This window comes from Chryseobacterium sp. CFS15 (assembly GCF_031118795.1).
GTDB lineage: Bacteria > Bacteroidota > Bacteroidia > Flavobacteriales > Weeksellaceae > Chryseobacterium > Chryseobacterium indoltheticum.
This window is the reverse complement of sequence record NZ_JAVHYL010000012.1, coordinates 93047-118489: the sequence shown is the minus strand read 5'-3', so window position 1 is coordinate 118489 and position 25443 is coordinate 93047. Positions and strand designations below refer to the sequence as shown.

Sequence of the window (25443 nt, the reverse complement as noted above, 5' to 3'; positions counted from 1 at the left end):
TTCGTACGTGAATTGTGAATTTTTATTTAAATATTTTATTAGACGCTCTTGAAAATGACATCAAAATAGCAAAACAAAAAAAAGCCTCATACAAATGAGACTTTTCAAAACTTTTTATAGTATGTTTTTTAATAATCTACATTTGAAGTTTCATCACCGATGTTCCAAGTTAAACCGAAACGAATCGTGTTGTCTAATGCTGTATTGATTTTAGACATATTGATCAAATAAGATACATCAAGACCGAAAGAACGGTACTTTAAACCAATACCTGCAGTTGCAAACTGTCTTGCTCCCTGCTCTTCACTTTCGTGGAAATAACCTCCTCTTACAGCAAATGCATTGTCATAAGAATATTCTAATGCACCACTATACATGATTGAATTGGTATTTTTGAAAGATTTTCCGATACCTGCCATTACACCAACGTTGGGTACCTGATAAATCGGCTGTCTTGTATTAGGGTCGGTACCTACAAACTCTGATCCCGGAACCAATATTTTAGATCCTTCCACAGAAATACCTACTCTGTTCATTTCGTCAAGATACATATCGTAACCAACACCTAATCTAGCCATTGTCGGAAGATAAGATCTTGAAGCCTCATCACCTGTATAGTCTAATTTCGGACCTAAGTTTGTTACTGCAAAACCTGCATTCACTTTACCTTCGTAATTTCCAAAGCTAGAGAATCTCGGAGATGTATAGTAACCTGAAACGTCTACAGCAAATGTATTTGCGGGTTTCAGAGTAGTGTCGGTGTTGAAACCTCCAGATAAGTCTGAACGAATGAATCTACCTGTAACTGCCATTGAGTAAGAATCTGATAATTTCAAACCATAGGCAACATCAATTGACATTTCGTTTGGTTTTGAAACTCCATTAGATGTTACTGTGTTATCTACACCAAGCTCGGTAAGTTCTACTTCTCCCATATTGAAGTAATAGATACTTGCAGAAATAGTAGATCTTTCTTCCTGACCTAAAAATTTGTGGAAAGCACCGTACAATAAAAACACATCATTGGTTAATTTTCCCATATATGGTGTGTAGTTCAAACCTACAGAAGAACTTGTTCTGCTAAAAGGATATTTTGCCGCATTCCAGAATTGTGAGAATGCATCAGGTGAAGTTGCCACACCCTGATCTCCCATACCTCCTGATCGTGCATCTGGTGCAATTCTAAGAAATGGAGCTCCGGTTAATACAGGTCTTACCTGACTCAAATCTTGCGCGTAGCTTAAAAAACCAGCACTCAAACCAATCCCTAAAAGCAGTTTAGTAGTTAAATTCATATGTTGTCTTTTATATATTATCAGTTTTTTATTGATATTGTTGATTAATTATTTATTTACTTCAAAAGTACCATTTTTTCTACAGCTGTAGCACTTCCTTTGCATTTTTCTTGATTTTGACTTTTTGCAAATATCTTAAAAATATACGTACCTTTTGCTACAGTGTCACCAAAATCGTCTTTTCCGTCCCATTCTATTGCTTGACGTGGCGTTCTAAAGCCCTGTAGGAACGGTTCTGCAACAACAACATTTGTTAAAGTTCTCACCAATTTTCCTGTAATCGTATAGATTTGAACGTTTACATCTAAAATATCATCACAATTGTGCTCAAACTGAACGTATGTTTTATTGGTGAAAGGATTTGGCCAGTTCAACGGTCTGTTGATGATCAAATGTTGATCGGCTTCGTCTTTAACTTCAAAGTTTAACGTTTCAGTTGTCGAATTATTGTTGATGTCCCAAACTTTAAATGTTAATTGATGCTGACCAATCGCTAAGTTTCTGAAAGGGTAGGTTACATTTCCTTTTTGGTAGTCTGCTAAGGCAGGATTAATACATCCGTTTCCTTCACCTGAAGCAAAGAAATCATTTAAAACAACGGTGTTGATAATTTGCCCGTCAAGATATACTGTAATATCATGGCCAACACCAGAACCGGTAGAGTTTATTCCTGTATCGTCATTCAAACATGCCAAAAGCATCGGGTTCTGATCTGTAATACCACCATTTGCAAAATTGGTGTTATTCATATACAGTTTTATTTTTGGAGGCTCATTATCATTAAGTCCATTAGGATTAATATCTCCTACCTGTACAAACTGGTTATCAAATACATCAATTGATTTGTTATCTGCATATCCCAAGATTCTACCTTCTCCCACAGCGTAATTGATATCTTTCGGAACATAAAATTCTACAGTGAAAACTCCGTTTACTGCTGTTCCTGAAGCTTTTACAATAGCACTTCCTTCTTCTTTATAGCTTAAAACAGGAGTTAAATCTCCATCATTATTTAATGTTGTTTTATTTAATTTTTTATCAAAAATATTAATCACGACTCTTCCGTTAAATGTTGTATTTACGGTTCCGTTTGGATTATTAATATGACCTTTTACTTTTACAAAATCCAAACCTCTTATCAATCCTGGCACAGGAGTTTCTATAGCGTCTATTGCCAATAGTCTTTGTGGTCTGCTCAATTTCATTGCAGGATCTCCCAAGACATTTACCTTTAAGTGATTGCTGTCTCCAGGTCTTAGTTTTTTAGCATTTAAATGAGCATTTCCGACTGTATTAAAATCATCATTGGTCATTTTGAACATTTCTTTTGTATAAAGATCTGTGAAATCTCTTCCGTAACCCACACCAACTGCTCGACTCGATGTAATCATTGCAGCAGGACCTCCTTGTTTTAATTTAATAAACTGTTCTCCCGCCGAAAAAGTAGAAGGCTCATCCCAAAGTGTAAATTCACAAGTAATAGTCGATACAAATGGAAAACGGCTGTAAACATTGGAGAAATTATTTGAGTTCTGAATTTCATCTGTTGTTAAAACCCGTTCCTGAGCCCATCCATTAATACCTCCATGTCCGAAATAGAATAAATAAAGACTGTTGCCTATGTCATTGGATATTGCCTGATTTACCTGAGGATATCTCTGGCCTCCTGCCGTACTTTGTGCCTGAAATGCATCCAGATAAAGTTTTCTTACATTGTATTCTTTCAAAGTATTTGTCAATGGAATTTCAAATGTGTTTGCAAGAGTGTTGTTCATCACATTGTGAAAAGGACCGCCGCCTTGTCCATCATCATCCACTACGAAATCTAACTTCATCCTCCATTCTCCGAAAGGCGATGATTGCCCTGGAAGTGAATTGTAATATGCTAAAGTTTTATCAACCATATTGGCTGCCTCGGTAGGATTGGCTGCCGGAATTCTCCCTACAGGTAAATCCGGAAGGTTATTTGTTATTTCTCTGGCAGTTTGCGGCTTTGTCATCACAATATAATCATCTGTGACAAATGAACTCACAAAATCGGAAGACCATTCGCTATGATAACTTGAAACAATATTTGAGTTTCCTGAAATCCTGTTTTTGTAGTCGTAAGAAGTGTCTCCTAAAATAAATACATACTTTAGACTTCCAAGCGGCGTATTGAGTTTAGTTACAAAATCTCTTATTGCGGTAAGATCTCTGCTTCCACTCCCAAATTCGTTATAAATTTTATCTGTGTCTACAATCTGAACGCTAAAATTATTTTTTGTCTGATGATAATTGGCGATTCTCTGCGCCTGTGCCATCATTTGAGGCGTGGTAATAATCAAATAGTCTACATTTTGTAATGCAGAAAGGTTTTGATTATTTATTCTTCCGACATATTGAGGTGAAAAAGCTGCATCAGCTCTGAAAGCAACAAATTCGTTATTAAAATTAGGATCGGAAGTAGCATATCCGAAATTGAAATTTCCAGTTCCCGCCGCCTTATTTACTCTTCTGTTAGCATTAGTAATATCAGTTACATCCCAAACCTGCTCCAGATTTCCGGTATTTGAAATACTAAAACCGTAATTGGTATTGGTTCCGCTTGCTAAAGAAAAATCTCTGAAACTCATTTGAGTTCCATTAAATTTCAAATCATCTTTGTATTGTACTTCTGCATAATCAAGATAAAAAGTTCCATTCGGATTGGTTGAAATATTGGGCAGATAATTAATTGTAAGTTGATTACCAGATAGATTAGATATTGTGCCGCTGTAAGTCATTGGAAAAAAATCATAGGCGTAATCCTGATCATTTGGCGGTACTATTTTCGGTAAAGGATTTTGACTATTGATATTAAACGTAATGCTGTTTTGCTGTGATCTCCATCCTACAACCTGAGTTCTGTAGCGTATAACATCAGTTCCCTGAATAGGCGATGCTAAATTGAATGTAACTGCTTTATCGGTGGTAAAACCTTGATCTTCTACCCAGATTCTACCTACTTTTAATAAATTTTTCTGATCATTATTAATAACCTGATAGTTGTCAAATCTTGAGATAAGAGGTGTCGCAGGAAGATTCAGATCAACATTCTGCACCCGTTTTCCTGCACCTTTATCAAAATTAATATAGTAATAAGAAAAGTCTTCATAGATGTTTTTTACATTTTCACTTCTGTCATTCAGCCTTGTTTCAGCTCTCTTAAATCCGTTTCCGTTTGTCGTGTTGTAAAGATTATATCCATTTGGTCCCTGAGCATAGAAAAGAGCATAATCGCCATCATTCCATACATTATCATCTTCACCAACCACCTGAATAGCATTTTCCTGTAAAGCGCTATATTTTGCATCCTGATTAAATTCCGGAAGCATTATCCCTCCATTTCCGTAGATTCTGAAATTTTTAGGATTTATATTAGCCGGGTTCATTCCATTGTCTTTCAAAAACTGAGTGGTTATTTTGAAAACGCCCGATTTATCAACTTTAATTTTATAAAAACCGCCACTTGATAAAGGATTTTGAGTTGTTCCCACCTTACTGGCGACTAAAGGTGCAGAAGAATTGCTTTCTGAAATATCAAAAGATGAAAGTCTAAGGATTTTGCCTTTATTATTTTTAAACAACCCAACCTTTACACTTGCATATCTTTCTCCATCCAAATAATAATAGTCGATGTCTGAAATATCAAAATCCTGGATAAGATCTTTATTCAGTTCAAATAAATCTTTAGCAGATACAGATTCCCAAATAAGATTAGAAACACGAAGCTGTTTTTCGCCTGCTTTTTGCTTATTAACGATAAAAATATTATTTTGGCTATACGAAAAACCTTCGTTTGTAAAATTAGGAAGATTCTTTTTTGTATCACCATAATCCTGAATTTTGGCACCTTCCCAATTAATGGGTACTCTTTGAGCCCAAGAGGTTGATACAAAAGCAATTATAAGTAAGAGAGCGATTTTTAGTCTCATGTTTATGTTTGAAATTTCTAAATTACAAAATAAATGAAAATTTTGTAATTAATATGTGATACCATAAAATTAATTTGTTAAGAATTTTCAAAAAAATCAAATCTTTATTTGATTTATTGAATAATTTATTTTTTCTTTGTACTTTGAATAATATTTATATCGACTATGAAAAAACTAAAGTTGTTTTCATTAATAGCATTGAGTTCTACACTTGCATTAACCAGCTGTGGTGGTTCAGGAACTTCCGGAGGCGGGGGTACCAAAAAATTTGTCAGCAAGACAGGTTGGAAACCAAACGAAAAACAGGGTTGGTTTTTTGCAGGAAAGCAACAGAAGCAAAAAGGTTGGCCGGGAATGGTATATGTTGAAGGAGGAACTTTTACAATGGGATTAGTGAAAGATGATGTAATGCACGATTGGAATAACACGCCTCGCAGAATGCAGGTGAGTTCGTTCTTTATCGGTGAAACTGAGATTACTAACTACGAATACCGCGAATACCTTACATGGTTGAAGTATGTATTCCCTCCAAGTGATCCTAGTTATAAAGAAATTTACAACGGTGCTTTACCGGATACTTTGTTATGGGATAATAAATTGTCTAGAAATGATCTTAATGAAACTTATTTCAGAGATCAGAACTACGATTATTACCCGGTAGTAGGAGTTTCTTGGACACAAGCAAACAGATATTGTGAATGGTTGACAGACAGAGCAAACGAAAAAGCTTTGATGCAGGCAGGTATTATTGCAAAAGATTTGTACATCAACGAATCTAATAACCAAGGTGGAACAGCTTTCAATATGGATAAATTCAAATCGAATGATCCTGAAATGCAAGGTTACATCAATCAGCAAAGAATGAATCAAAGGACTGGTATGAAAACGACCAACCAAAGAATTCAGGCTGCAAACGGTGCTCCGAATGCTGCGATGGTTACCAAATTCAGACTTCCGACAGAAGTAGAATGGGAATTTGCTGCTCTTGGAATGGAGAAAAACAGAGAGTACAACAATTACTTAGAGAAAAAACCTCAGGTAGATCTTCTTAGAGGCACCAAAGGTAAAAATAGAGGGATGATCCTTGAAAACTTCAAGCAAGGAAGAGGAGATTACTCAGGTACTGCAGGATGGAAAAATGATGGTGCTGCTAAAACTTCAGATGTTAGACAGTTTCCTACAAACAATATTGGTATTTACGGTATGTTTGGAAACGTTTCAGAATGGACTGCAGATGTTTACAGACCAATCATTGATGAATCAGGTAGCGACTTCAACTATTACAGAGGAAATATGCCTCAGGCTATCGTAAGAAACGGTGACGGAACTTACAAAATGGTAGAGGAAGGTAATATGAAATACGATACTTTAGCAGACGGAAGATTAGTTTACAAAAACTTACCTGGTCAGTTTGAGAGAGAGACTATCGCAGATTACAGAAACTACAGAGATGGTGACAGACAGTCTTCATTAGATTATAGAAATGCAAACGATTCTGCTTCAACATACAATATGTATAATGCTCCAACAACTAAATTTGTTGTTGATGCAAACGGCAGAGTAATCATGCAAAAAGATACTAAAGACAGAACTTCAGCGATTTCTAATGACATCAGAGTTGTGAAAGGTGGTTCTTGGCAAGATTCAGCATATTGGTTGGATCCGGGACAGAGAAGATACAAAGATCAGGCATCTGGTTATGGTTGGATCGGTTTCCGTGTTGCACAAGATGCTAGAGTAAACGACAAAGCTAGAACAAGAAGATAATATTTATCAAAATACTTAAAAAAAACCTCCCGAATTGTCGGGAGGTTTTTTATTTTTGAATCGTGAAATTGCTTTGCTGAAAAATATAAAAAACCAACGTAGATTTTGCAATTGCAGCGTGACCTCTGAAAAAAAATATAATGAATATAGAACAGTTTTATCCGATCTTTTTAAATGCAAAAAAAGTAACTATTGACAGTAGAAAAATAGAGAAGAATGATATTTTCTTTGCATTTTCGGGAGATAATTTTGATGCAGCAACCTTAGCTGAAAAGGCTGTTGACCTCGGCGCAATTGCTGTAATTATAGAGAATAAAGAATTTGAAAATTCAGAGAAAAATATTTTTTATGTTCCTTCTACGTTAGAGTTTTTGCAGGAACTGTCTGTACATCACAGAAATCAATTACATATTCCGATTATAGGCCTTACCGGAAGTAATGGTAAAACTACGACCAAAGAGCTTATTCACGCTGTGTTATCAGAAAAATTTAACGTACAATATACTTTTGGGAATTTAAATAATCACATCGGTGTACCGTTAACCATCCTATCTATTAAACCTGAACATGAAATGGCGGTTATTGAAATGGGAGCCAATCATCAGAAAGAGATCGAATTGCTTTGTACTATTGCACGACCAAATTATGGTTATATAACCAATTTCGGAAAAGCACATTTAGAAGGTTTCGGTGGATTTGAGGGCGTTATAAAAGGGAAATCTGAATTGTATGATTATCTGAAAAATGCAAATCAAATAGTTTTAATTAATGAAAATGATCCTATTCAGTTTGATAAAACTAAGGATTATGCATCAAAAATAACTTTCGGAAAAGCAGATTCTGACTATTATTTTGATGCTTTTTCTGAAAATAATTTTGTCGGTTTACAATATCAGAATCAGAAAGCATTATCAAAACTGACAGGAGACTACAATTTCACCAATCTGTGCGCAGCAGCAAGCTTAGGACTTTATTTTGGGATAGATTTTGATAAAATTCAAACTGCAATAGAATCGTATACTCCAACCAATATGAGATCTCAGGTTGTAAAAAAAGATGATAAAATTTTAGTTTTAGATACCTACAATGCAAACCCAAGCTCAATGTCTGCTTCATTGTACAATTTCACCAATTTTACAGGCTCAAAAACAATCGTTATAGGCGATATGCTAGAATTAGGGGACGAAAGCGAAAAAGAACATCAGGATATTCTTTTACTGGCTCAGGAGCTAGGCTTTGACCAAATTATCACTGTTGGAAAACACTTTAAAAACGTCAACAAAAGTTCTGCGGCTTTTGAAAGTACAGATCAATTAATTCAATATTTAAAAGACAACAAAATCAAGTCAGAAAATATTCTTCTTAAAGCTTCACGAGGAATTTCGTTAGAAAAAGCAATCGATTTTATTTAGATTTTGTATCCCAAAATTCCTTTAAAATCAATTTTATATTCTGGAAGGTATTTGGAAAAACTTCATTCTCAATCTGAGTGGTGTTTTTCCAGGCAACTTCTGTGATTCCTTCTTCCAACTGAGGTTTTGAAGTATCTTCACCGTCAAAAAACATTTCAAACCAATGCGTGTGTTTCAAAACACGGTCGCCATTTCTTTCAATATAAATATGGTAGGTGGTGTTGATAAAATCTCTAAGCTGTACATTGAGAAGATTTGTCTCTTCTTCAATTTCTCTTATCGCAGATTCTTCACGCGACTCACCTTTTTCCATTTTACCTTTCGGAAGATCCCATTTTCCTAATCTTCTGATGAAAAGTGTATCTCCATTCGGCTTGTTTACAATTCCTCCCGCTGCTTCAATGATTCTGAAAAGTTTTTTAAACTCTTCCCAAATCTCGTCTATTTTCTCGCCATATACATTAAGCTCGGAAGCAGATGTATTCTGCAGAAGATCAAGGGCGATTTCTAAAGTTGTGAAACTTTCGTAATTTAAGACTTTCTCTAAGTTTTCCGGCTTCTTAGATATCAATAATTTTTTTTCGTTCACAAAAACTTTATACATTTGTAGTAATTTAAATACAAAAATAAAAAATGAATTTAGAAGGACGAAAAATTATTGTCAATAAATCATCTAAAGATTTATCTGAGTTGCTGAAATCTCCTGAAAATTATAAAGAATTTATGCCGGATGGTCTTCAAAAGTTTGAAACCAGAGAAGACGGCTTCAAATTCGGACTTCAGGGAATGCCTGAAATTGCACTTAAAATAGATGAAGTTACTGATGAAAAAGCTGTTTTGAAATCGGCTAGCTCAAGCTTAGACTTTACGCTTACAGCAACTTTAAAGCCTTTGAATGAAAATCAAACTGAAGTACAAATGCTTTTTGAAGGAAAATTTAATCCTTTTATTAAGATGATGGTTGAGAAACCACTTCAGAATTTTATTAATACTTTGACAGATAAGATCGAAGCTTACAAATAAAACACAAACCTTCAGAAATGAAGGTTTTTTTATGCTTTGAAATGATAAATTATTTCGCTTAAATTTTAAATATATGTTCAACTAACACACTACTGTTATTTTCATATTTTAGAATAAATAATATTAATTACGACTAAAGTTTCATCTATCATAAGATTAATATATATTTCTTATATTTATAAAAAAACACTTATGATTATCTTACTTCAGTCTTCCACCGAAGCCATTCAGAAATCTCTCAACAATTATTATGAAGGTTTTCTCAGTATCCTTCCGCGACTTGCTTTAGCTTTATTAGTCGTTGTTTTAGGAGTTTTAATCGCTCAGTTACTTACCAATTTTTACAGAAGAAAATTCTTAAAACAATCTGATGATCCGCTGATGTCAAAGTTTTTGACACAGGCAGTAAAACTGGTATTGATCATAGTGGCAATAATGTTCGCATTACGCATTGCAGGATTAGACGGTTTAGCAGCCGGACTACTTACAGCAGTAGGCGGAAGTGCTATTATTTTAGGTTTCGCATTTCAGGATATTGGCAAAAATTTTCTTGCAGGAATTATCTTAGCGTTCAACCGCCCTTTTCACATAAATGATACAATAAAAATTGATGATATTTTCGGCAAAGTGAAGGCGTTGAGTTTCCGTTATAGCCATATAAAAACTTTTGACGGACGGGATATTTTTATTCCGAATAGTGATGTGCTTACAAAACCGGTCGAAAATTATACGGCAGACGGTTTTTACAGGCTTGATTTTGTAGTTGGTATTGGTTATGAAGATGACATTGAATCTGCAAAAAAGGTGATCCAGAAAGTTTTGGATGAAAATGAGGATATTGTAAAAGATATTGAGCACGAAAACTATGTAATTGAAGATAATCTTGCGGCCAGTACAGTCAACCTGAAAGTGTTTTTCTGGGTTTATACTGTAGATTATCGTAAGGCTTCAATGATTTTGCGAGGATTGATTATCAGAAAGGTGAAAGAAGCGTTGGCAGCTAAAGACTTCAATCTTCCTTCAGATATTATTGAGCTTAAATTGTATAAGAATGCATCAGAAATTCCTTTCAAACTCAACAAAGCGGATGAAAACGAAATTTCTACGAAATAAATCAATTTAAATTAAACAAAAATTCCCGAACTGTGATTTTGTGAACTTCCGGTTGCAGAAGAAAGTACATTAATTTCATTATTCATTTTTAAAACACCCATAAAAGCAAAAACTAAGGCTTCTTTGAAGTCAATAATTTCTTTTTCGGGAATAATAATTTCTGATGTAGTTTTTCCTTTAATCTTTTCAATAAAGTATTGATTGTAAGTTCCGCCGCCTGTAAAAAGGATCTTTTTTAATTGATAATGATTTAAAACTTTTGAAATCTGTTCAGCTGCATGTTCCGTGAAAGTTGCTAAAATATCTTTAGCATCTAAATCGGTAAACAGCGGAAATATATTTTCATTGCACCATTCAATTCCTAATGATTTTGGATGTGGCTGATGATAAAATTCCAAAGAATTAAGTTGATTTAGCAGTTCAGTATTTATTTTTCCTTGTTTGGCCAACTCTCCATTCTGATCAAAGTTCTGACCAAAGTTTTGAGCTAATTTATTTAAAACAATATTGACAGGAGCAATATCAAAAGCAATTCTTTGGTCGTTAATTTTAAAAGAGATATTTGAAAATCCACCTAAATTAAGACAGGCATCATACTCAGAAAACAAAAGCTCGTCACCTATTGGAACCAAAGGTGCACCGTTTCCGCCAAGTAAAACATCCTGAGACCGGAAATCGTAAATAACGGGTATTTTAGTTTGTAATTTTATGGCTCTTCCGTCACCGATCTGAAGGGTGAATTTTCTGTTTGGCTGATGAAAAACAGTATGGCCATGAGAAGCGATGACATCAATAGCAGAAAGCTGCTTTCTTGTAATGAAATCATCTGTCGTCTGACCAAGATAAAAACCATATTCTGAGTGTAAAGCTAATAAGTCTTGCGCAGATAAATGAATAGAATTTCTAAGTTGTTCTTCTAAAGTTTCAGAATAAGCAATAGTTTCTGCTTCAATGATTTCAAATTTCCAACAAGAATTTTCTTTCCAAAACTTTGCAAAGCAAATATCTAAGCCATCCAGACTGGTTCCGGACATTAACCCAATTGCTTTATAAACGATCATTGCTAGGGTTTTGGTTGTGCCATTTTAGTCTTACTTACATCGAGATCCCCGGAATTATTAAAGAATTTATATTCTGAGAAATCATCTTTCGCAGTCATTCCGTTGGCGTGTACAAGAGTAGAGCCGTCTTCCATTGTAGCGTAAACCGTATCTCTTGTGTAGATTCTATTTTTTTTCTGATCCCAAAAAACACTTTGTGTAGCAAATCTTTGTCCGTCACTGGTAAGAATTTTCACATCACCTCTTGCTTCATAGAATTTTTTGTAATCATACATTTTTGCATATTTCGCAGTAATGTTACCAGGCTTTGTAGGATTTTTTTTATCAAAAAACTCTATTTTCATTCCTTTCTTGGCGACGGTGTATGGGCTGTCGATCAATTCGTATTTTTCAATAATAGGAGCAGTGGCTTTTAAAGTAATCATACCAGAATCTCTCTGTATAATATTTGCATTGTGAATAATCTGCGATGGGAAGTTCTTGTCATTGTCCCCATTGAGTTTAGTAAGATCTTCTTCGCAGGATGTGAATATAAAAAATATAGCACAACTAAAAAGGTATGCTATATTTGTAAAAATTTTATTTGAAATAAGATTCATTCTTAGTTGTAAAGCTGTTTTCTGAACCATCTGTCAGCAAAATTGAAACCAACTTTTAGATTGACAAAATTCTGGTTGATCAGGTTATTTTTAAGCGTTCCTCTTTTTCCTACTTCTACACCAATTTCAAGACCACTCATTCTGGTGATGCTGCTGGTTTTGAAAGGCAACATTACACCTCCTGATATACCAAATTTATTGATGCTGTTTCCTGCAATTTCAAGGCTTCCTTTTTCATAGAAAGCACCATAACGGTAAACAATTCTCGAGAAATAGCTTCTAAAGTTATTGTAGTTTGGCAAATACCAACCTCCGGCAGAAATTCTGTAAGAATCCTGATAATCAAAAGTATTACCGAAATAGCTTATAGATTCTCCTTTTTTATAATCAATCTGTCCTGATACAAACCATTCGTTTTCGCTACCATATCCTACACCCACTGATGCCTGAAGGGGTAATAAATTATTTGAGCTTGTACTTTTCTGGTCAATAATTTTTTCTCCACCTTTGATGTCAACATCACTGTAAAAATAAGTGCTGTTAATATAATTGGTAGTCATATTACTTGTATTACCAAATGTAGCAGTTGCACCAATCGTCAATTTGTGGTCATTACGCGTATCTATGCTTTGATAGCTTGTACCTAATGTAAAGTTGAAGTTTTTTATGCTGTTTTTGGTTTCGTACCCATTGATTAATTCTGCGGTCGAAGTAGAAAATTCATTCAGATCATAAAGATTACCAAAGTAATAATTAGCTCTTGCTCCTACAGCAAATTGCGAATTTATCTTGTATGATAATGCTAACTGAGCGGTATTTAATGTACCACTACCTTTGAATCTATTTCCATAAACAGTACCATCAAGCTGAGTTTCAGTATGTACAACTTCATAGCTCTTAGAACTGTAAGGCTGATAAAGGAATCCCATTTTTATTTTTGATGAAATAGGAAATGCTAGGGAAATATTCGATAAATACGTGGAATGTTTTGTAGACTTCGTATTATTATAATCAGTTTTGAAATAATTGTTTTCGTTAGTAGCTTCAAGCTTAATGCTTGTTAACTCAAAATTGCTGTTATTAGCAGGGTTTCCAAAGTTAAAATTACTGCTGAAATCACTTATAAAAGCAGTTGAGATCCCTCCCATTGAGGAAGTTTCAATCGTATTATCATATTTTACATCACCAATTCCATAAGTTGCATAAGGTGAGTTGCTCAAACTTTGCGCGTTAAGGAAGTACCCAACTGAAATGAATGATAGTACAAAAATTTTTTTCATTCTATATTTTTAAAATAATGCGCAAATATCTTAAATATTAATGAATTGTAAAAATTTACTGAGGTTAAAGTTTGTTAAGGGAGAATTTGTCTTGAATTGTCAACAAAAAATTAGCTTTACTGTCAATTTTTTAAAGACATTAAATTAACTATTCACTTGGGAAGCAAAATTGACACTTGACTCGCTACCATTTTTAAAAATTCTTATCTTTGAAACATGAATTGGGAAAACATCGCCGGACAAGAAAATCTTAAAAAACTTCTACAAGACAGCATTACCGAAAACAGAGTAAGCCACGCCCAGCTCTTTATAGGAAAAGAAGGTTATGGTACAATGCCTTTAGTTTTAGCGTATGCAAAAGAGATCTTAAAACGTGAAAACGAGCATGCTGCCTCAAAAGTAGAGCATCTCAATCATTTAGATTTACACTTCAGCTTTCCGGTTTTTACAGATAACAGAAACTCATTGAGTAAAAATAAATTCGAAGAGTTCAGAGAAATGATTTTAGATTTTCCCTACGCTAGTTTTGATGACTGGACGGCCGTTTTGGAATCTGAAAACAAACAGTTCTTTATTTCTGCAGACGAAATAGACGAGCAAAATCAAAAATTTGCTCTGAAAAGTTTTGAAGGCGGAACCAAAATTCTCGTTGTTTGGCGAGCTGACAAAATGAATGTTGCAGCATCCAACAAGTTTCTTAAATTTTTGGAGGAACCACCTGCAAAAACCATTATTCTTTTAACAGCAGAAAGCAGCGACGATATTTTACCAACAATTTTATCCAGAACACAACTTATTGACGTTCCCAGAATAAGTGATGAAGATCTGGAAGTTTATCTGAAAAATAAATTTAATGTTTCAGATGAAAAAGGGAAAGAAATTGTGCATCAATCACAAGGAAACCTCAATGATGCTGTAAAATTTCTAAGTTCGCAAGATAAAAATCCTGAGTTTGAAAAGCTTTTTGTACAATGGGTTCGTGACGCATTTATGGTAAAAAAGAAACCTGAATTTCTTAAAAATATTATTATCTGGGCAAAAGAAATTGCTGGCTGGAACAGAGAAAAACAAAAGAACTTTCTCAATTATGCCTCAGAAATTTTCAGATTGGCATTGTTACAAAATTATCAGTCTGAAGAATTGGTATATAAAAAGATTGATGCCAATGGATTCAATTGGTCGGGTTTTTCAAAATTCATCAGTGGGGCAAACATCGTCAGTATTTTAGATGAGATCAATACTGCAGATCTGCATCTTACCAGAAATGGAAATCCTAAAATCGTCTGGACCGATTTAGGAATCAAACTTTCAAGATATATTCATAAAAATTCGTAAGAAACTCTGGCAATTGGTCGGAGTTGAAGCATTTATTTGCTCGAAAACTCTAATAATTACACCATCAATAATATTAATCTAATTTATAAATGAAGTTTAAGTAACTGATTTTTAGTTATTTAAAAATGTATAAATTAACTAATCATTAAATTTAAATTAAAAATCAATCAATCGTTTGATTTTTCGGAAATCTGTTGTAAATTTGCTCCCTGAAAAAACGAGAGTATAAAATGATTTCAAAAGAAGAAAATATATTATTTGCAGCAGAGAAATTATTTGCAGAAAATGGTTTTCAGGGTACCTCAACCAGAGAGATCTCTAAAGCTGCCAATGTAAATATTTCTATGATTTCTTATTATTTCGGTTCTAAAGAAAAACTTTACGAGAAACTGGTGGAGTATAGAATGCAGGAAGGACAGTTTTTCTCAAAAGACATTTTAGAAAGAACAGATATTGACGAATGGGAAAAAATTCAAAAAATTGTTGATCAGTTTGCAGGAAGAGTAAGACATAATAAATGCTTTTACAGAATTATGCAGCGAGAACAGCTTTATACAGAAAACCCTCAGATTGTACAGTTTTTGAAGGAAACCAAAATGAGCTTTATTTCCATGTATTCTAAAATTCTGGAAAGCGGAATTCAAAAAGGAATTTTCACTAAAAATCCACCTATTTATTTACTACATTCTACCGTAAGCGGAACGTTATTTTATGCGTCCAATGCTAAAGAAATGTATAAAGAATTTCTTAATAATACAGAAGACGAAGAAGCTTTTGAAGAAAAATATTATTCGGAACTCAACAAACATATAAAACATATTTTAAAAGACCTTTTAGGTTATGAAGAGAATAAATAACTCAGTTATTGTACTCTCCCTTTTTGCAGGGATGATGTACACCCACGCTCAGGAGAAAAAACAGCTCAGCCTAGATGAAGCCGTGCAGTTGGGAATCCAGAACAGCAAAAGTTTAAAAATAGATGCTGCCAAAATAGAAGAAGCAACAGCCGATCTTTTGGAAGCAAAAAACAGACAGCTCCCGGAATTGAAAGTTTCTGCAAGTTATTTGTATCTGCCTTTAAAGCCTAATGTTGACATCAGACTTCCGGGTGTTTCCGGTGCTGGCGGCCCAGAAGTACATCAGGTAGCGTTTGGTTCGGCGAATTTGAGTGTTCCAATCTACAGCGGTGGAAGAATAAAATATGGTATTCAGTCTGCGAAATATTTGGTGGAAGCATCAAAGTTGAGCACCGAAAATGATAAAGTTGCCATTGCATACAATGTGGCTCAGGCTTATAACAATTTGTTTAAAGCCAATCAGTCTATTAAAGTTTTGGAAGAAAACCTTACCGCTTCTCAAAAAAGGGATGAAACATTTCTAAAGCTTGAAAATAATGGAGTAATTGCTAGAAACGACCGTTTAAAAGCAAACCTTCAGACTTCAAACATCGAATTGCAGTTATTGGAAGCTAAAAACAACTACAATATTGCCAATATCAATATGGATCTGTTGCTCGGTCTTCCTGAAACTACGGAAATTGAAGTCGACCAAAACTATATTGATGAATCTGATGATGTAAAACCAGTTGATTTTTATCTGAATGAAGCGAGAGAAAATCGTAAAGATTTACAGGCTCTAGATCAGCAGAGAAAAGCAGCAGAGTTGGGAACGAAATCTGCAAAAGCTGAAAACCTTCCTTCAATTGCATTTACAGGCGGATATGTAGCGGCAGATATTCCAAAATTTTTAACAATTTATAATGCTGTTAATGTTGGGGTGGGAGTTTCTTATAACCTGTCGAATCTCTGGAAAGAAAATTCTTCTTTAAAACAGTCTAAAGCCAGAGAGATGCAGTTGTCTGCAACCAATGAATTATTGAATGATAATATTAAACTAGACGTAAATAGAGAATATCAGAATTCAGATTATTCTAAAAAAAGAATTGCTGTTTTCGAAAAAGCAGCCGTTCAGGCAAATGAAAACTACAGAATTACAAAAAATAAGTATGATAACGGTCTTGCAACCATGACGGAACTTTTGGATGCTGATGCTGCTCAGATTGCCGCAAACGTAGGTGTTATCAATGCGAAAGCAGACGCAGCCCTGGCTTACAGAAAACTATTGCAGACTACAGGAACTTTAACAATCAAATAAAAACAAGAACAAATATCCAAAATGGAAAATAACAATACTCAAGCAACTGAACCAAAAAAGAAAAAAAGTTTAGTTTTCCCGATCATTTTAGCGGTAATCATTGTCGTAGGCGGGATTTATGGATATAGAACCTATTCTTACGGGCAAGTGCACGAAGAAACTGATGATGCTCAAATTGCTTCTAACATGAACCCTGTGATTTCTAAAATTTCAGGATATGTAGCCGAGGTGAGAGTGAAAGACAATCAATTTGTAAAAAAAGGTGATACACTGGTTATTTTAGATAATAAAGATCAGAAAATGGCGTTGGAGCAAGCTCAGGCAGCTTTGTCAACGGCGAAAAGCAATATTTCTTCAGCGCAGTCTTCTACCAATGCAACATCAAAAAACATAAGCAGTTCACAAGCGGCTGTAGCAACAGCAAATGCACAGATAGAAGCTGCAAAGGTAAACGTTTGGAAAACAGGGCAGGATTTGAAAAGATATTCAGTTCTTGTAAAAGATCATTCAATTACAGAACAGCAGTACGAACAGGCTTTAGCGGCAAAACAATCTGCAGATAAGCAATTACAGGTTTTAGTTGACACAAGAAACCAGATCGCACAACAAACAGGAATAGCGTCTTCACAAACAGAAGCAAGCTCACAACAGATTTCAGTGGCCGGTTCGGTAGCAAAACAGAGAGAAGTTGATGTAGAAAGCGCAAAATTAAATCTTTCTTATACTATTATTGTTGCTCCGGAAGACGGTTTTGTTGGGAAAGTTCCTATTCAGAAAGGTCAGTTTTTACAGGCAGGTGCACAGTTATTTAGCTTGGTTAAAAATGATCAAAAATGGGTAATTGCAAACTTTAAAGAAACTCAGGTTGCCAAAATGGTTGAAGGACAAAAAGTGAAAATAGAAATTGATGCTTTTCCTGATACAGAATTTGAAGGAGTTGTAAGCTCATTCTCTCCTGCGACAGGTTCTACATTCTCAATTTTGCCTCCGGATAATGCAAGCGGAAACTTTGTAAAAGTAGTACAGAGACTTCCTATAAAAATCGATTTTGTAAATCTTGATCCGAAAATTGCAAAAAGATTAAGAACAGGAATGAATGTGAAAGCAGAAGTTTCTTTAAAATAATATTGAAAAAGTTAGTTAAGTGAATTGTCAATTTTGCGGAAGCAGGTCAATTGTGAATGGAAATGCAGCTGAAGATTGATAACAATGTTGATGGGTATTGACAATTCATTTTTTATTAAAAATATATAAGTGAATTGTCAGTTTGCTGAGGCGAGTCAATTGGGAATGTTGAGGAATTAGATGCAGGATGGTTGATGAGGATTATGGCAATGATTGATGACAGATTGGAAATGAAGTAGTAAAATAGACAACGATGTTGATTGATTATTGACAATTCACTTTTTATAATTCTTAAAGATGAGGAACAATGATTTTAAGCTTAAGAAATACTTTATTCTTAGCCTAAATCTTTACCTCAACCTTCTTTAAAACACATTAAAAAATCAATGCAAGATTCATTAGTAGAATATGGAGCCCGAAGAGTAATCATTACGATTACAGCGATTCTTTGTGCTTTGCTTGAAATTGTGGATTCCACGATTGTAAATGTTGCCCTCAACGAAATGAAGGGAAACATGGGTGCCACACTTTCTGAAGTGGGTTGGGTAATTACAGCATATGCGATTGGTAACGTTATCGTAGTACCAATGACAAGCTGGCTTTCGCAGCAATTCGGAAGAAGAAACTATTTTGCAGCTTCCATTATTATATTTACCATTTTCTCATTTTTATGCGGAAATGCCGATAATATCTGGGAACTGGTATTTTTCAGATTGTGTCAGGGAATTGGTGGTGGAGCGTTACTCGTAACCTCACAAACCATTATTACCGAATCTTATCCGGTTGAAAAACGTAGTATGGCACAGGCAATTTACGGTTTGGGAGTAATCATTGGTCCAACTTTAGGTCCGCCTTTGGGAGGTTATATTGTTGATAATTACAGCTGGCCGTATATTTTTTACATCAATATTCCAATTGGTATTGCAGCAACATTAATGACTTTACAGTTTGTGAAAAGCCCGAAATTCTCTGAAAAACGCAAAGCTTCGGATGTCGATTGGCTTGGAATTATGTTGTTGGCATTAACTGTCGGTTCTTTACAGTTTATTCTGGAAAGAGGTCATGAAGAAGACTGGTTTGAAAGCGGAATGATCGTAACCTTTACAACGACAGCTGTTTTAGGATTTATCTTATTCCTCTGGCGAGAGCTCACCTTCAAATATCCTATTGTGGAGCTCCGGGTTTTAAAGAACGGAAACCTGAGGATCGGAACCGTCATGTCCTTTGTTTTAGGATTCGGTTTGTACGGTTCAACGTTTATCGTTCCTTTATATACGCAAAGTATTCTGGGCTGGACGGCACTTCAGTCAGGAGCATTAATGATTCCTGCAGCTTTAACGACAGCTTTCATGATGCCTATTATCGGAAGATTACTTTCAAAAGGGGCAAAACAGCAGATTCTGGTTTCCTTAGGATTGTTTATCTTCTTTGTTTACAGTTTCTGGGGTTACAAAATTCTGACACCCGATACCAGTAAAGAAGCCTTTTTCTGGATGCTGATTGTACGAGGAATGGGACTTGGTTTATTGTTTATTCCAATTACATCTTTGTCATTAAGCACATTGAAAGGTCAGGAAATCGGACAGGGAGCAGCTTTTACAGGAATGATGAGACAGCTTGGCGGTTCTTTCGGAATTGCAGCGATTACGACATTTATTGCCAACGCCAGTCAGAAATACAGGGTAAATTTAATATCCCATCTCGACAGTGACAGCTTTGATGTTCAGCAGCGATTAGCCGGTTTAAAAGCTAATTTTATAGCAAAAGGAATGACCCCTGATGCAGCCATGAATGCAGCTTACAAGGTTTTAGATATGACCGTCACCAAACAGGCAACTGTTTTATCTTATATGGATGTTTTCCTTTATCTCGGTATAGCGTTCCTGATATGTATTCCGTTTATCCTATTTATTAGAGAGCGGAAAAGCAAAGAAAAAATAGATCTGAGTGAAGCAATGCACTAAAATATAAATGAAAAGAGGCTCTCTCATTTTTGAGACAGCCTCTTTTGTGTCTTATAGGGGAGTAAAGCAAGCACTCAATAACAAACTACAATATTTCTCATTAATGTTTGGGCAAACTGTTTCATTTCACTTTGCTCCAATATGTTTCCATCCAATATTTTACCAAATCTTCAGCATATCTTCCCATTATAGGATATGCTTTTCCGTCTTTTATGCTGTAATATTTCTCGGGAAATCTATTCTTTATAAATTGAGCCATTTGTTCATCAGATTGTTCATTAGGTAGATCGAAACTTACTGACTTGTCAAAAACGATATTTTCATATAAATCTTCTTTAGCTTTATCATATTTAACCTTATAAGCATCAACAGGAGTTGCCCATCTTCCATTTTGTGTTTTGTAAACAGGGAAAAACTGATATTTCATATGGATAAGATCATCGCAGTATTCTCCAACAAAAATCAGTACGTTTTCGTAGTTCTTAAATAAATATTGTGACATACTGTTATGATCATATGCCGTAAATGCTATTGTAGAATCTGGAAAATGGTCGCCAAATTCTTGCTCAATTTTGTAGTTGGCATTATATTTAGAATCCATTAGCATATAACAATAATCTGATGTATCTGCATATGATACATTTATTTTACTTCCAACGAAAATATATGTTTTAGAAGGTAACTTCTGATCACATTCTTTTGGTGTGATGCAGGGTTTTGTTCTGAACTTGATAACAAGATTTTTTTTCTTAATTAAATCTGAAACTGCATGTTTTTCTACGTGGTATAGTCTAACATTATTTTTGAAAAACAAGGTGTCACTTGGCCTTGCATTAATTGAAAAATAATTGGTATCATCGCTACAGGTAAAAACATCCTTATTATCGATTAACTTATTCCTTATAGAGACATCTTTTATTCCTAATTTATCAAGTTTATTAATTGTATCGTTTAATATAATACAGCTTATTTGCCAACCATTTTTAGGTTGCTCAACATACCCTTCTATTTTAACTTTTTGTGCATTCAGCAGAAATGGCACAAAACAAATTAAAACATAAACTATAGTGTTCTTCATATTTGTATTTTATTGATAATGAATAAAACCGCCTTTCAGCAGTTTATTTTTTTACTGTTTAGTAAAAACCAGCCCTTTGGTATGTGGCAGATAAACAGTTGTATCTGTGCCAGACGGGCAGGTTGCATCACTAATAATTCTGTTATTAGGATAATAATCCCACGAAATCTGCATGTCATTCAACTTTTTAAGGTCTATCTGTCCCCAGCCAACACCACAATTGGTACCACTATAGCTTAAAGCAACTTTTCCTAATTCCGGCATTGTTCCCATGCTTGTAATCTTAAAATAGGACTGATGATTTATGTTTTGAGTATCTTGAATTGTTATTCCTGATGAATTCTTTACAATATATTTTATTACTAAAACATCTTTATAAAATTGCTGATCAGGATATTTAATTAATTTATCTTCATCTTTCGTAATAAATAAAGTAATCTCATTCCCTTTATAATTTGCTTTGTAGATTCCGGCATAAGGAGCCAGCTCATTGCCCAAATCTTTTAAGTGGGCATTGTTAGGAGTATTTTCCATCCAAGTATTCAAAGGAAGTTGCTGTGCTTTGCAAGAAAGCACAGCAAACAATCCACAAAATATTATAAATTTCTTCATTACTGTTTAGTAAAAACCAGACCTTTAGTATGTGGCAGATAAACAGTTGTATCGGTGCCCGATGGGCGGGTTGATTCATCTAAAATTATATTATTTGGAAAATAATCCCACGAAATCTGCATGTCATTCAACTTTTTAAGATCTATCTGTCCCCAGCCAACGCCACAATTGGTACCACTATAGCTTAAAGCAACTTTTCCTAATTCCGGCATTGTTCCCATGCTTGTAATCTTAAAGTAAGACTGATGATTTATGTTTTGAGTATCTTGAATTGTTATTCCTGATGAATTTTTTACAATATATTTTATTACTAAAACATCTTGATAAAATTGTTTATCAGGATATTTAATTAATTTATCCTCTTCTTTTGTAATAAATAAGATGATTTCATTCCCCTTATAATTTGCTTTGTAGATTCCTACATAAGGAGCCAACTCATTACCCAAATCTTTTAAGTAAGCATTATTAGGAGTATTTTCTACCCAAGTATTCAAAGGAAGTTGCTGGGCTTTACAAGAAAGCACAGCAAACAATCCACAAAATATTATAAATCTCTTCATTACTGTTTAGTAAAAACCAGCCCTTTGGTATGTGGCAGATAAACAGTTGTATCGGTGCCAGGCGGGCAGGTTGCATCACTAACAATTCTGTTGTTAGGATAATAATCCCACGAAATTTGCATAGCATTCAGCTTTTTAAGGTCTATCTGTCCCCAGCCGACTCCACAATTAGTTCCATCATAACCAAAAGCAACCTTCCCTAATTCTGGCATCGTTCCCATACTTAAAATATTGAAACGAGTTTGATTATTTAAATTCATATCTTTAGTATTCTGAAGAACTATTCCCGAAGAGTTCTTAACAATATATCTAATTGACAAAACATCGTTATAGAAGTTTTTATTCATTAGTTTCATTGGTCTATTTTCTTCTTTTGTTATAAACAATGTGATTTCTTTTCCTTCGTAAGTTGCTTTGTATGTGCCTACATACGGATTTAGCTCATTGTCAAAATCTTTTACATATCCGTTAATAGGTATATCTTCCATATTTGTATTCAAGGGAAGTTGCTGTGCTTTGCAAGAAAGCACAGCAAACAATCCACAAAATATTATAAATCTCTTCATTACTGTTTAGTAAAAACCAGACCTTTAGTATGTGGCAGATAAACAGTTGTATCTGTGCCAGGCGGGCAGGTTGCATCACTAACAATTCTGTTGTTAGGATAATATTCCCAAGATAATTGTGTTGAGCTTAGTTTTTTTAAATTTATTAATCCCCAGCCAACCCTGCAATTCGTACCGCTATAATGAAAGTCTGCAGAACTATCTTCAGGGTTTACTCCTAAGCTATAGAGTTTGATATTGGAAAAATTACCATTAGACGTATCTTGCAGAACTAATCCGGCTGAATTTTCTACAATATATTTTACATCCAAAACATCCATAAAATAGTCTTTATTAGTTCTCTTCTCAAACTTATGTTCTACTTTATTAATGAATAGTGTGATTTCGTTTCCCTTATAGTTTCCCTTGTAAATTCCTACATAAGGATTTAATTCATTGTTTAAATCTTTCACATAGGCACCTTGTGGTATGTTTTCCATCCATGTATTTAATGGAAGAGGATCTTGTTGTGCCTTACAGGAAAGCACAACAAATAGCCCTATACATAAAATAATATCTCTCATTACTGCTTTGTAAAGATCAAATCCTTAGTTTGAGGGAGATAAACTGTTTTGTCAGGATTTCCCGGACAGTTTTGTTCAGTAATTAATGTACTTTCTGCATTATATGTCCAAGAAATTTGAGTATTATTTATTTTCTTTAAATAAATATCTCCCCATCCAACTCCACAATTGGTTCCTTCATAATATAAAATAATCTGTCCTGTACTAGGTTTAGTACGTGTACTGGTTATAATATTATTAGGAGTTGTTCCATTTTGTGTTTCTTGTAAAATTTGTCCGGAACTATTTTTTATTTTATACTTTACATTTAATACATCATTGTAATAATATTTATTAGTTAACTCTTCTAACTTATTTTCTTCTTTTGTAATAAATAAAGTAATCTCATTCCCTTGATAGGTTGCTTTATATGTTCCAACGTATGGAGATAATTCATTATTTAAATCTTTCACATAGGCACCTTGGGGTATATTTTCCATCCATGTGTTTAGTGGAAGAGGGTTTTGTTGTGCTTTACAGGAAATAATACCAATCAAAACAAAAGAAAAAAATATTTTTTTATATAATAGTATTTTCATAATAATTTATTTTAAAGTTATGGGCACGGTACAGCTTCAGTTGTTCCATCCGGGTTTAATTTTATTGTACTTATATTTCCATTACTATCTACGCTTTGTAATATCATTAAGTCTTTAGCAATCTCCATTTTATCTAAAGTTTCAAAAAACAATTTTTCTACTCCCTTACTATTTAATGATAAACCATCATTATTTGAATACATAGAAGCAGATACCAATTCATTATCTCGCCTTTTATATTCTTTTTTTAATTTCGTCATATCATAATTAGTAGAAGAAATTGTAGATGCTTGATCCATCGTACCGTTAAAACGTATAATGTAATGGAAATATTCTTTACCTCCCGGGCAATTATTACATTCTGCAGAACCTACAATTCCTTTAAATACATCTTTTACTGTGGGAGCACCTCCGGGCGATGTTACAGATATAATAATGTGAGGAAAAAGATTGTGTATATCTGGAGGAGAAAAGATATTAACGCCATCACCAGAATGACAATGATACAAACCAGAAACCCTGCTAAGGTCACCAGGATCCCAGAAGTCTTTCCCTCCTTCTGTTACAGCAGATGTTTCTCCGTTTCCTTGTATTTTAAAACCAAACTCATTACCATTGAGATCTGCTTTTTCTTTTATGAATTCAATTTTCGCCTTCACAGCAGGATCTGTGGATATAACTTTTGTTTTTTCACACGGGTTTTTTCGCGGAGGCAGCTTAGGGGGACTATCACTTCCGCCTCCGGGATATTGATATCCTGGATCATTACCGCCGCCGCCGGTGCATTGGCCAAACTCATCTATAATACTTACACAATCTTCAAGAAGTTCTCTGCAAACAACGACCGTTCGTGTTCCCCAGCTTCCTTCTCCTGATTCAGGGTCAGGATTACTTTCATCTGCAGGATACCAGATAGCGAATGTTTGAGTAGTACAGCTTATAGATTTTGCAGCGGTAGAGTTTTCACGAGTAATCGCTTTTTTGTGTTTCCCAAAAACCAAAGCCTGAAAAAATGATATATGCTCAGGATAATAAGTATAATAAAAATAAATTTTACTGCCCCTTCTGGGAACCTGAAGAACAGAAACTACTTTGTTATTTGATACCACAGGAACCATTAGAAAACGCTCATCAAAAGTTTCTACGGTAGTGGCATAGTTCCAAAAAGGGATGCCGTTTGCTTTTTTGATCTCTGCCTCGTTTTCAAAATACACCTGCATTACATTTTTAATGTACGTTTCATCTTCTTTCCAGAGGCTTTTGTTGATATATTCTGTAGAAGGGTCAGATGAAGAAATGATTTCCTCATGAATACAGGAGTAAAGAGACAGTAGCACCGTCATTATCAGGCAGAGCCTGAGCAATAGATTTTTTTTCATATTGGTTGTGTTTTAGCGTGTTA

General features: G+C 34.5%; 22 protein-coding genes. 9 read left to right on the top strand and 13 right to left on the bottom strand.

Annotated elements, in window-relative coordinates; translation table 11 throughout:
- Positions 1–128: 128 nt before the first annotated feature.
- Positions 129–1295: a type IX secretion system outer membrane channel protein PorV gene (gene porV, locus OH814_RS17435; RefSeq protein ID WP_076561801.1), complete on the bottom strand. Its 1167-nt coding sequence runs from the start codon at positions 1293–1295 to the stop codon at positions 129–131.
- Between the two features lie 56 nt (positions 1296–1351).
- Positions 1352–5251: a type IX secretion system sortase PorU gene (gene porU, locus OH814_RS17430; RefSeq protein ID WP_308829042.1), complete on the bottom strand. Its 3900-nt coding sequence runs from the start codon at positions 5249–5251 to the stop codon at positions 1352–1354.
- Positions 5252–5416: 165 nt separating this feature from the next.
- On the opposite strand from porU, the gene gldJ reads away from it, so the two are divergent.
- Both gldJ and murF read left to right on the top strand, forming a co-directional pair.
- Positions 5417–7018: a gliding motility lipoprotein GldJ gene (gldJ, locus tag OH814_RS17425; protein ID WP_076561799.1), complete on the top strand. Its 1602-nt coding sequence runs from the start codon at positions 5417–5419 to the stop codon at positions 7016–7018.
- A gap of 140 nt (positions 7019–7158) precedes the next feature.
- Positions 7159–8430, top strand: a complete 1272-nt coding sequence (gene murF, locus OH814_RS17420) for a UDP-N-acetylmuramoyl-tripeptide--D-alanyl-D-alanine ligase (protein ID WP_308829041.1) — start codon at positions 7159–7161, stop codon at positions 8428–8430.
- Here murF and OH814_RS17415 read toward each other — a convergent pair.
- Complete coding sequence (locus OH814_RS17415) at positions 8423–9034, bottom strand: NUDIX hydrolase (RefSeq protein ID WP_115619983.1); 612 nt, start codon at positions 9032–9034, stop codon at positions 8423–8425. The two genes, murF and OH814_RS17415, sit on opposite strands and share 8 nt — an antisense overlap.
- 29 nt (positions 9035–9063) lie before the next feature.
- Between OH814_RS17415 and OH814_RS17410 the strand changes: the two genes are divergently transcribed.
- Both OH814_RS17410 and OH814_RS17405 read left to right on the top strand, forming a co-directional pair.
- Positions 9064–9453 carry an orotate phosphoribosyltransferase gene (locus tag OH814_RS17410; RefSeq protein ID WP_076561796.1) on the top strand — a complete coding sequence of 130 codons (390 nt, stop codon included), beginning with the start codon at positions 9064–9066 and terminating at the stop codon, positions 9451–9453.
- Positions 9454–9645: 192 nt separating this feature from the next.
- On the top strand, positions 9646–10566 hold the full coding sequence (locus OH814_RS17405) for a mechanosensitive ion channel family protein (RefSeq protein ID WP_308829040.1): 921 nt from the start codon (positions 9646–9648) through the stop codon (positions 10564–10566).
- Between the two features lie 11 nt (positions 10567–10577).
- Here the strand turns inward: OH814_RS17405 and OH814_RS17400 are convergent, their stop codons facing one another.
- From OH814_RS17400 to OH814_RS17390, 3 genes are read right to left on the bottom strand one after another with little or no spacing between them, the layout of a single operon-like run.
- Complete coding sequence (locus OH814_RS17400) at positions 10578–11627, bottom strand: anhydro-N-acetylmuramic acid kinase (protein WP_308829039.1); 1050 nt, start codon at positions 11625–11627, stop codon at positions 10578–10580.
- A 2-nt stretch (positions 11628–11629) separates the two neighbouring features.
- Complete coding sequence (gene lptC / locus OH814_RS17395; protein ID WP_308829038.1) at positions 11630–12256, bottom strand: LPS export ABC transporter periplasmic protein LptC; 627 nt, start codon at positions 12254–12256, stop codon at positions 11630–11632.
- Positions 12229–13506, bottom strand: a complete 1278-nt coding sequence (locus tag OH814_RS17390) for a hypothetical protein (protein WP_279194938.1) — start codon at positions 13504–13506, stop codon at positions 12229–12231. Before OH814_RS17390 ends, lptC begins: the two co-directional genes overlap by 28 nt.
- Before the next feature lie 216 nt (positions 13507–13722).
- Here OH814_RS17390 and OH814_RS17385 point away from each other — a divergent pair, with 216 nt between their 5' ends.
- From OH814_RS17385 to OH814_RS17365, 5 genes are all read left to right on the top strand, one after another.
- The gene (locus OH814_RS17385; protein ID WP_308829037.1) at positions 13723–14841 is read left to right on the top strand and encodes a DNA polymerase III subunit delta'; all 1119 of its coding nucleotides are present in this window, start codon (positions 13723–13725) and stop codon (positions 14839–14841) included.
- 230 nt (positions 14842–15071) lie between these two features.
- Entirely contained in the window at positions 15072–15698 is a 627-nt protein-coding gene (locus OH814_RS17380) for a TetR/AcrR family transcriptional regulator (RefSeq protein WP_076561791.1), read from the top strand.
- The gene (locus OH814_RS17375) at positions 15682–16995 is read left to right on the top strand and encodes a TolC family protein (protein WP_279194940.1); all 1314 of its coding nucleotides are present in this window, start codon (positions 15682–15684) and stop codon (positions 16993–16995) included. The genes OH814_RS17380 and OH814_RS17375 overlap by 17 nt, the downstream gene beginning before the upstream one ends.
- A gap of 21 nt (positions 16996–17016) precedes the next feature.
- Positions 17017–18120, top strand: a complete 1104-nt coding sequence (locus OH814_RS17370; RefSeq protein ID WP_076561789.1) for an HlyD family secretion protein — start codon at positions 17017–17019, stop codon at positions 18118–18120.
- Positions 18121–18506: 386 nt separating this feature from the next.
- Positions 18507–20084, top strand: a complete 1578-nt coding sequence (locus OH814_RS17365; protein WP_115619976.1) for a DHA2 family efflux MFS transporter permease subunit — start codon at positions 18507–18509, stop codon at positions 20082–20084.
- 121 nt (positions 20085–20205) lie between these two features.
- Here the strand turns inward: OH814_RS17365 and OH814_RS17360 are convergent, their stop codons facing one another.
- The 7 genes from OH814_RS17360 to OH814_RS17330 are packed head-to-tail and all read right to left on the bottom strand — an operon-like array spanning position 20206 to position 25420.
- Positions 20206–21162, bottom strand: coding sequence for a hypothetical protein (locus tag OH814_RS17360; protein ID WP_308829036.1), 957 nt, complete (start codon positions 21160–21162; stop codon positions 20206–20208).
- Positions 21163–21213: 51 nt separating this feature from the next.
- Positions 21214–21774: a DUF6705 family protein gene (locus tag OH814_RS17355; protein ID WP_308829035.1), complete on the bottom strand. Its 561-nt coding sequence runs from the start codon at positions 21772–21774 to the stop codon at positions 21214–21216.
- Entirely contained in the window at positions 21774–22334 is a 561-nt protein-coding gene (locus OH814_RS17350; protein ID WP_308829034.1) for a DUF6705 family protein, read from the bottom strand. The genes OH814_RS17355 and OH814_RS17350 overlap by 1 nt, the downstream gene beginning before the upstream one ends.
- Complete coding sequence (locus OH814_RS17345; RefSeq protein WP_308829033.1) at positions 22334–22900, bottom strand: DUF6705 family protein; 567 nt, start codon at positions 22898–22900, stop codon at positions 22334–22336. Before OH814_RS17345 ends, OH814_RS17350 begins: the two co-directional genes overlap by 1 nt.
- Positions 22900–23463: a DUF6705 family protein gene (locus OH814_RS17340; protein WP_308829032.1), complete on the bottom strand. Its 564-nt coding sequence runs from the start codon at positions 23461–23463 to the stop codon at positions 22900–22902. Before OH814_RS17340 ends, OH814_RS17345 begins: the two co-directional genes overlap by 1 nt.
- Positions 23463–24041: a DUF6705 family protein gene (locus tag OH814_RS17335; protein WP_308829031.1), complete on the bottom strand. Its 579-nt coding sequence runs from the start codon at positions 24039–24041 to the stop codon at positions 23463–23465. Before OH814_RS17335 ends, OH814_RS17340 begins: the two co-directional genes overlap by 1 nt.
- A 17-nt stretch (positions 24042–24058) precedes the next feature.
- Entirely contained in the window at positions 24059–25420 is a 1362-nt protein-coding gene (locus tag OH814_RS17330) for a hypothetical protein (RefSeq protein WP_308829030.1), read from the bottom strand.
- Between the last annotated feature and the right edge of the window lie 23 nt (positions 25421–25443).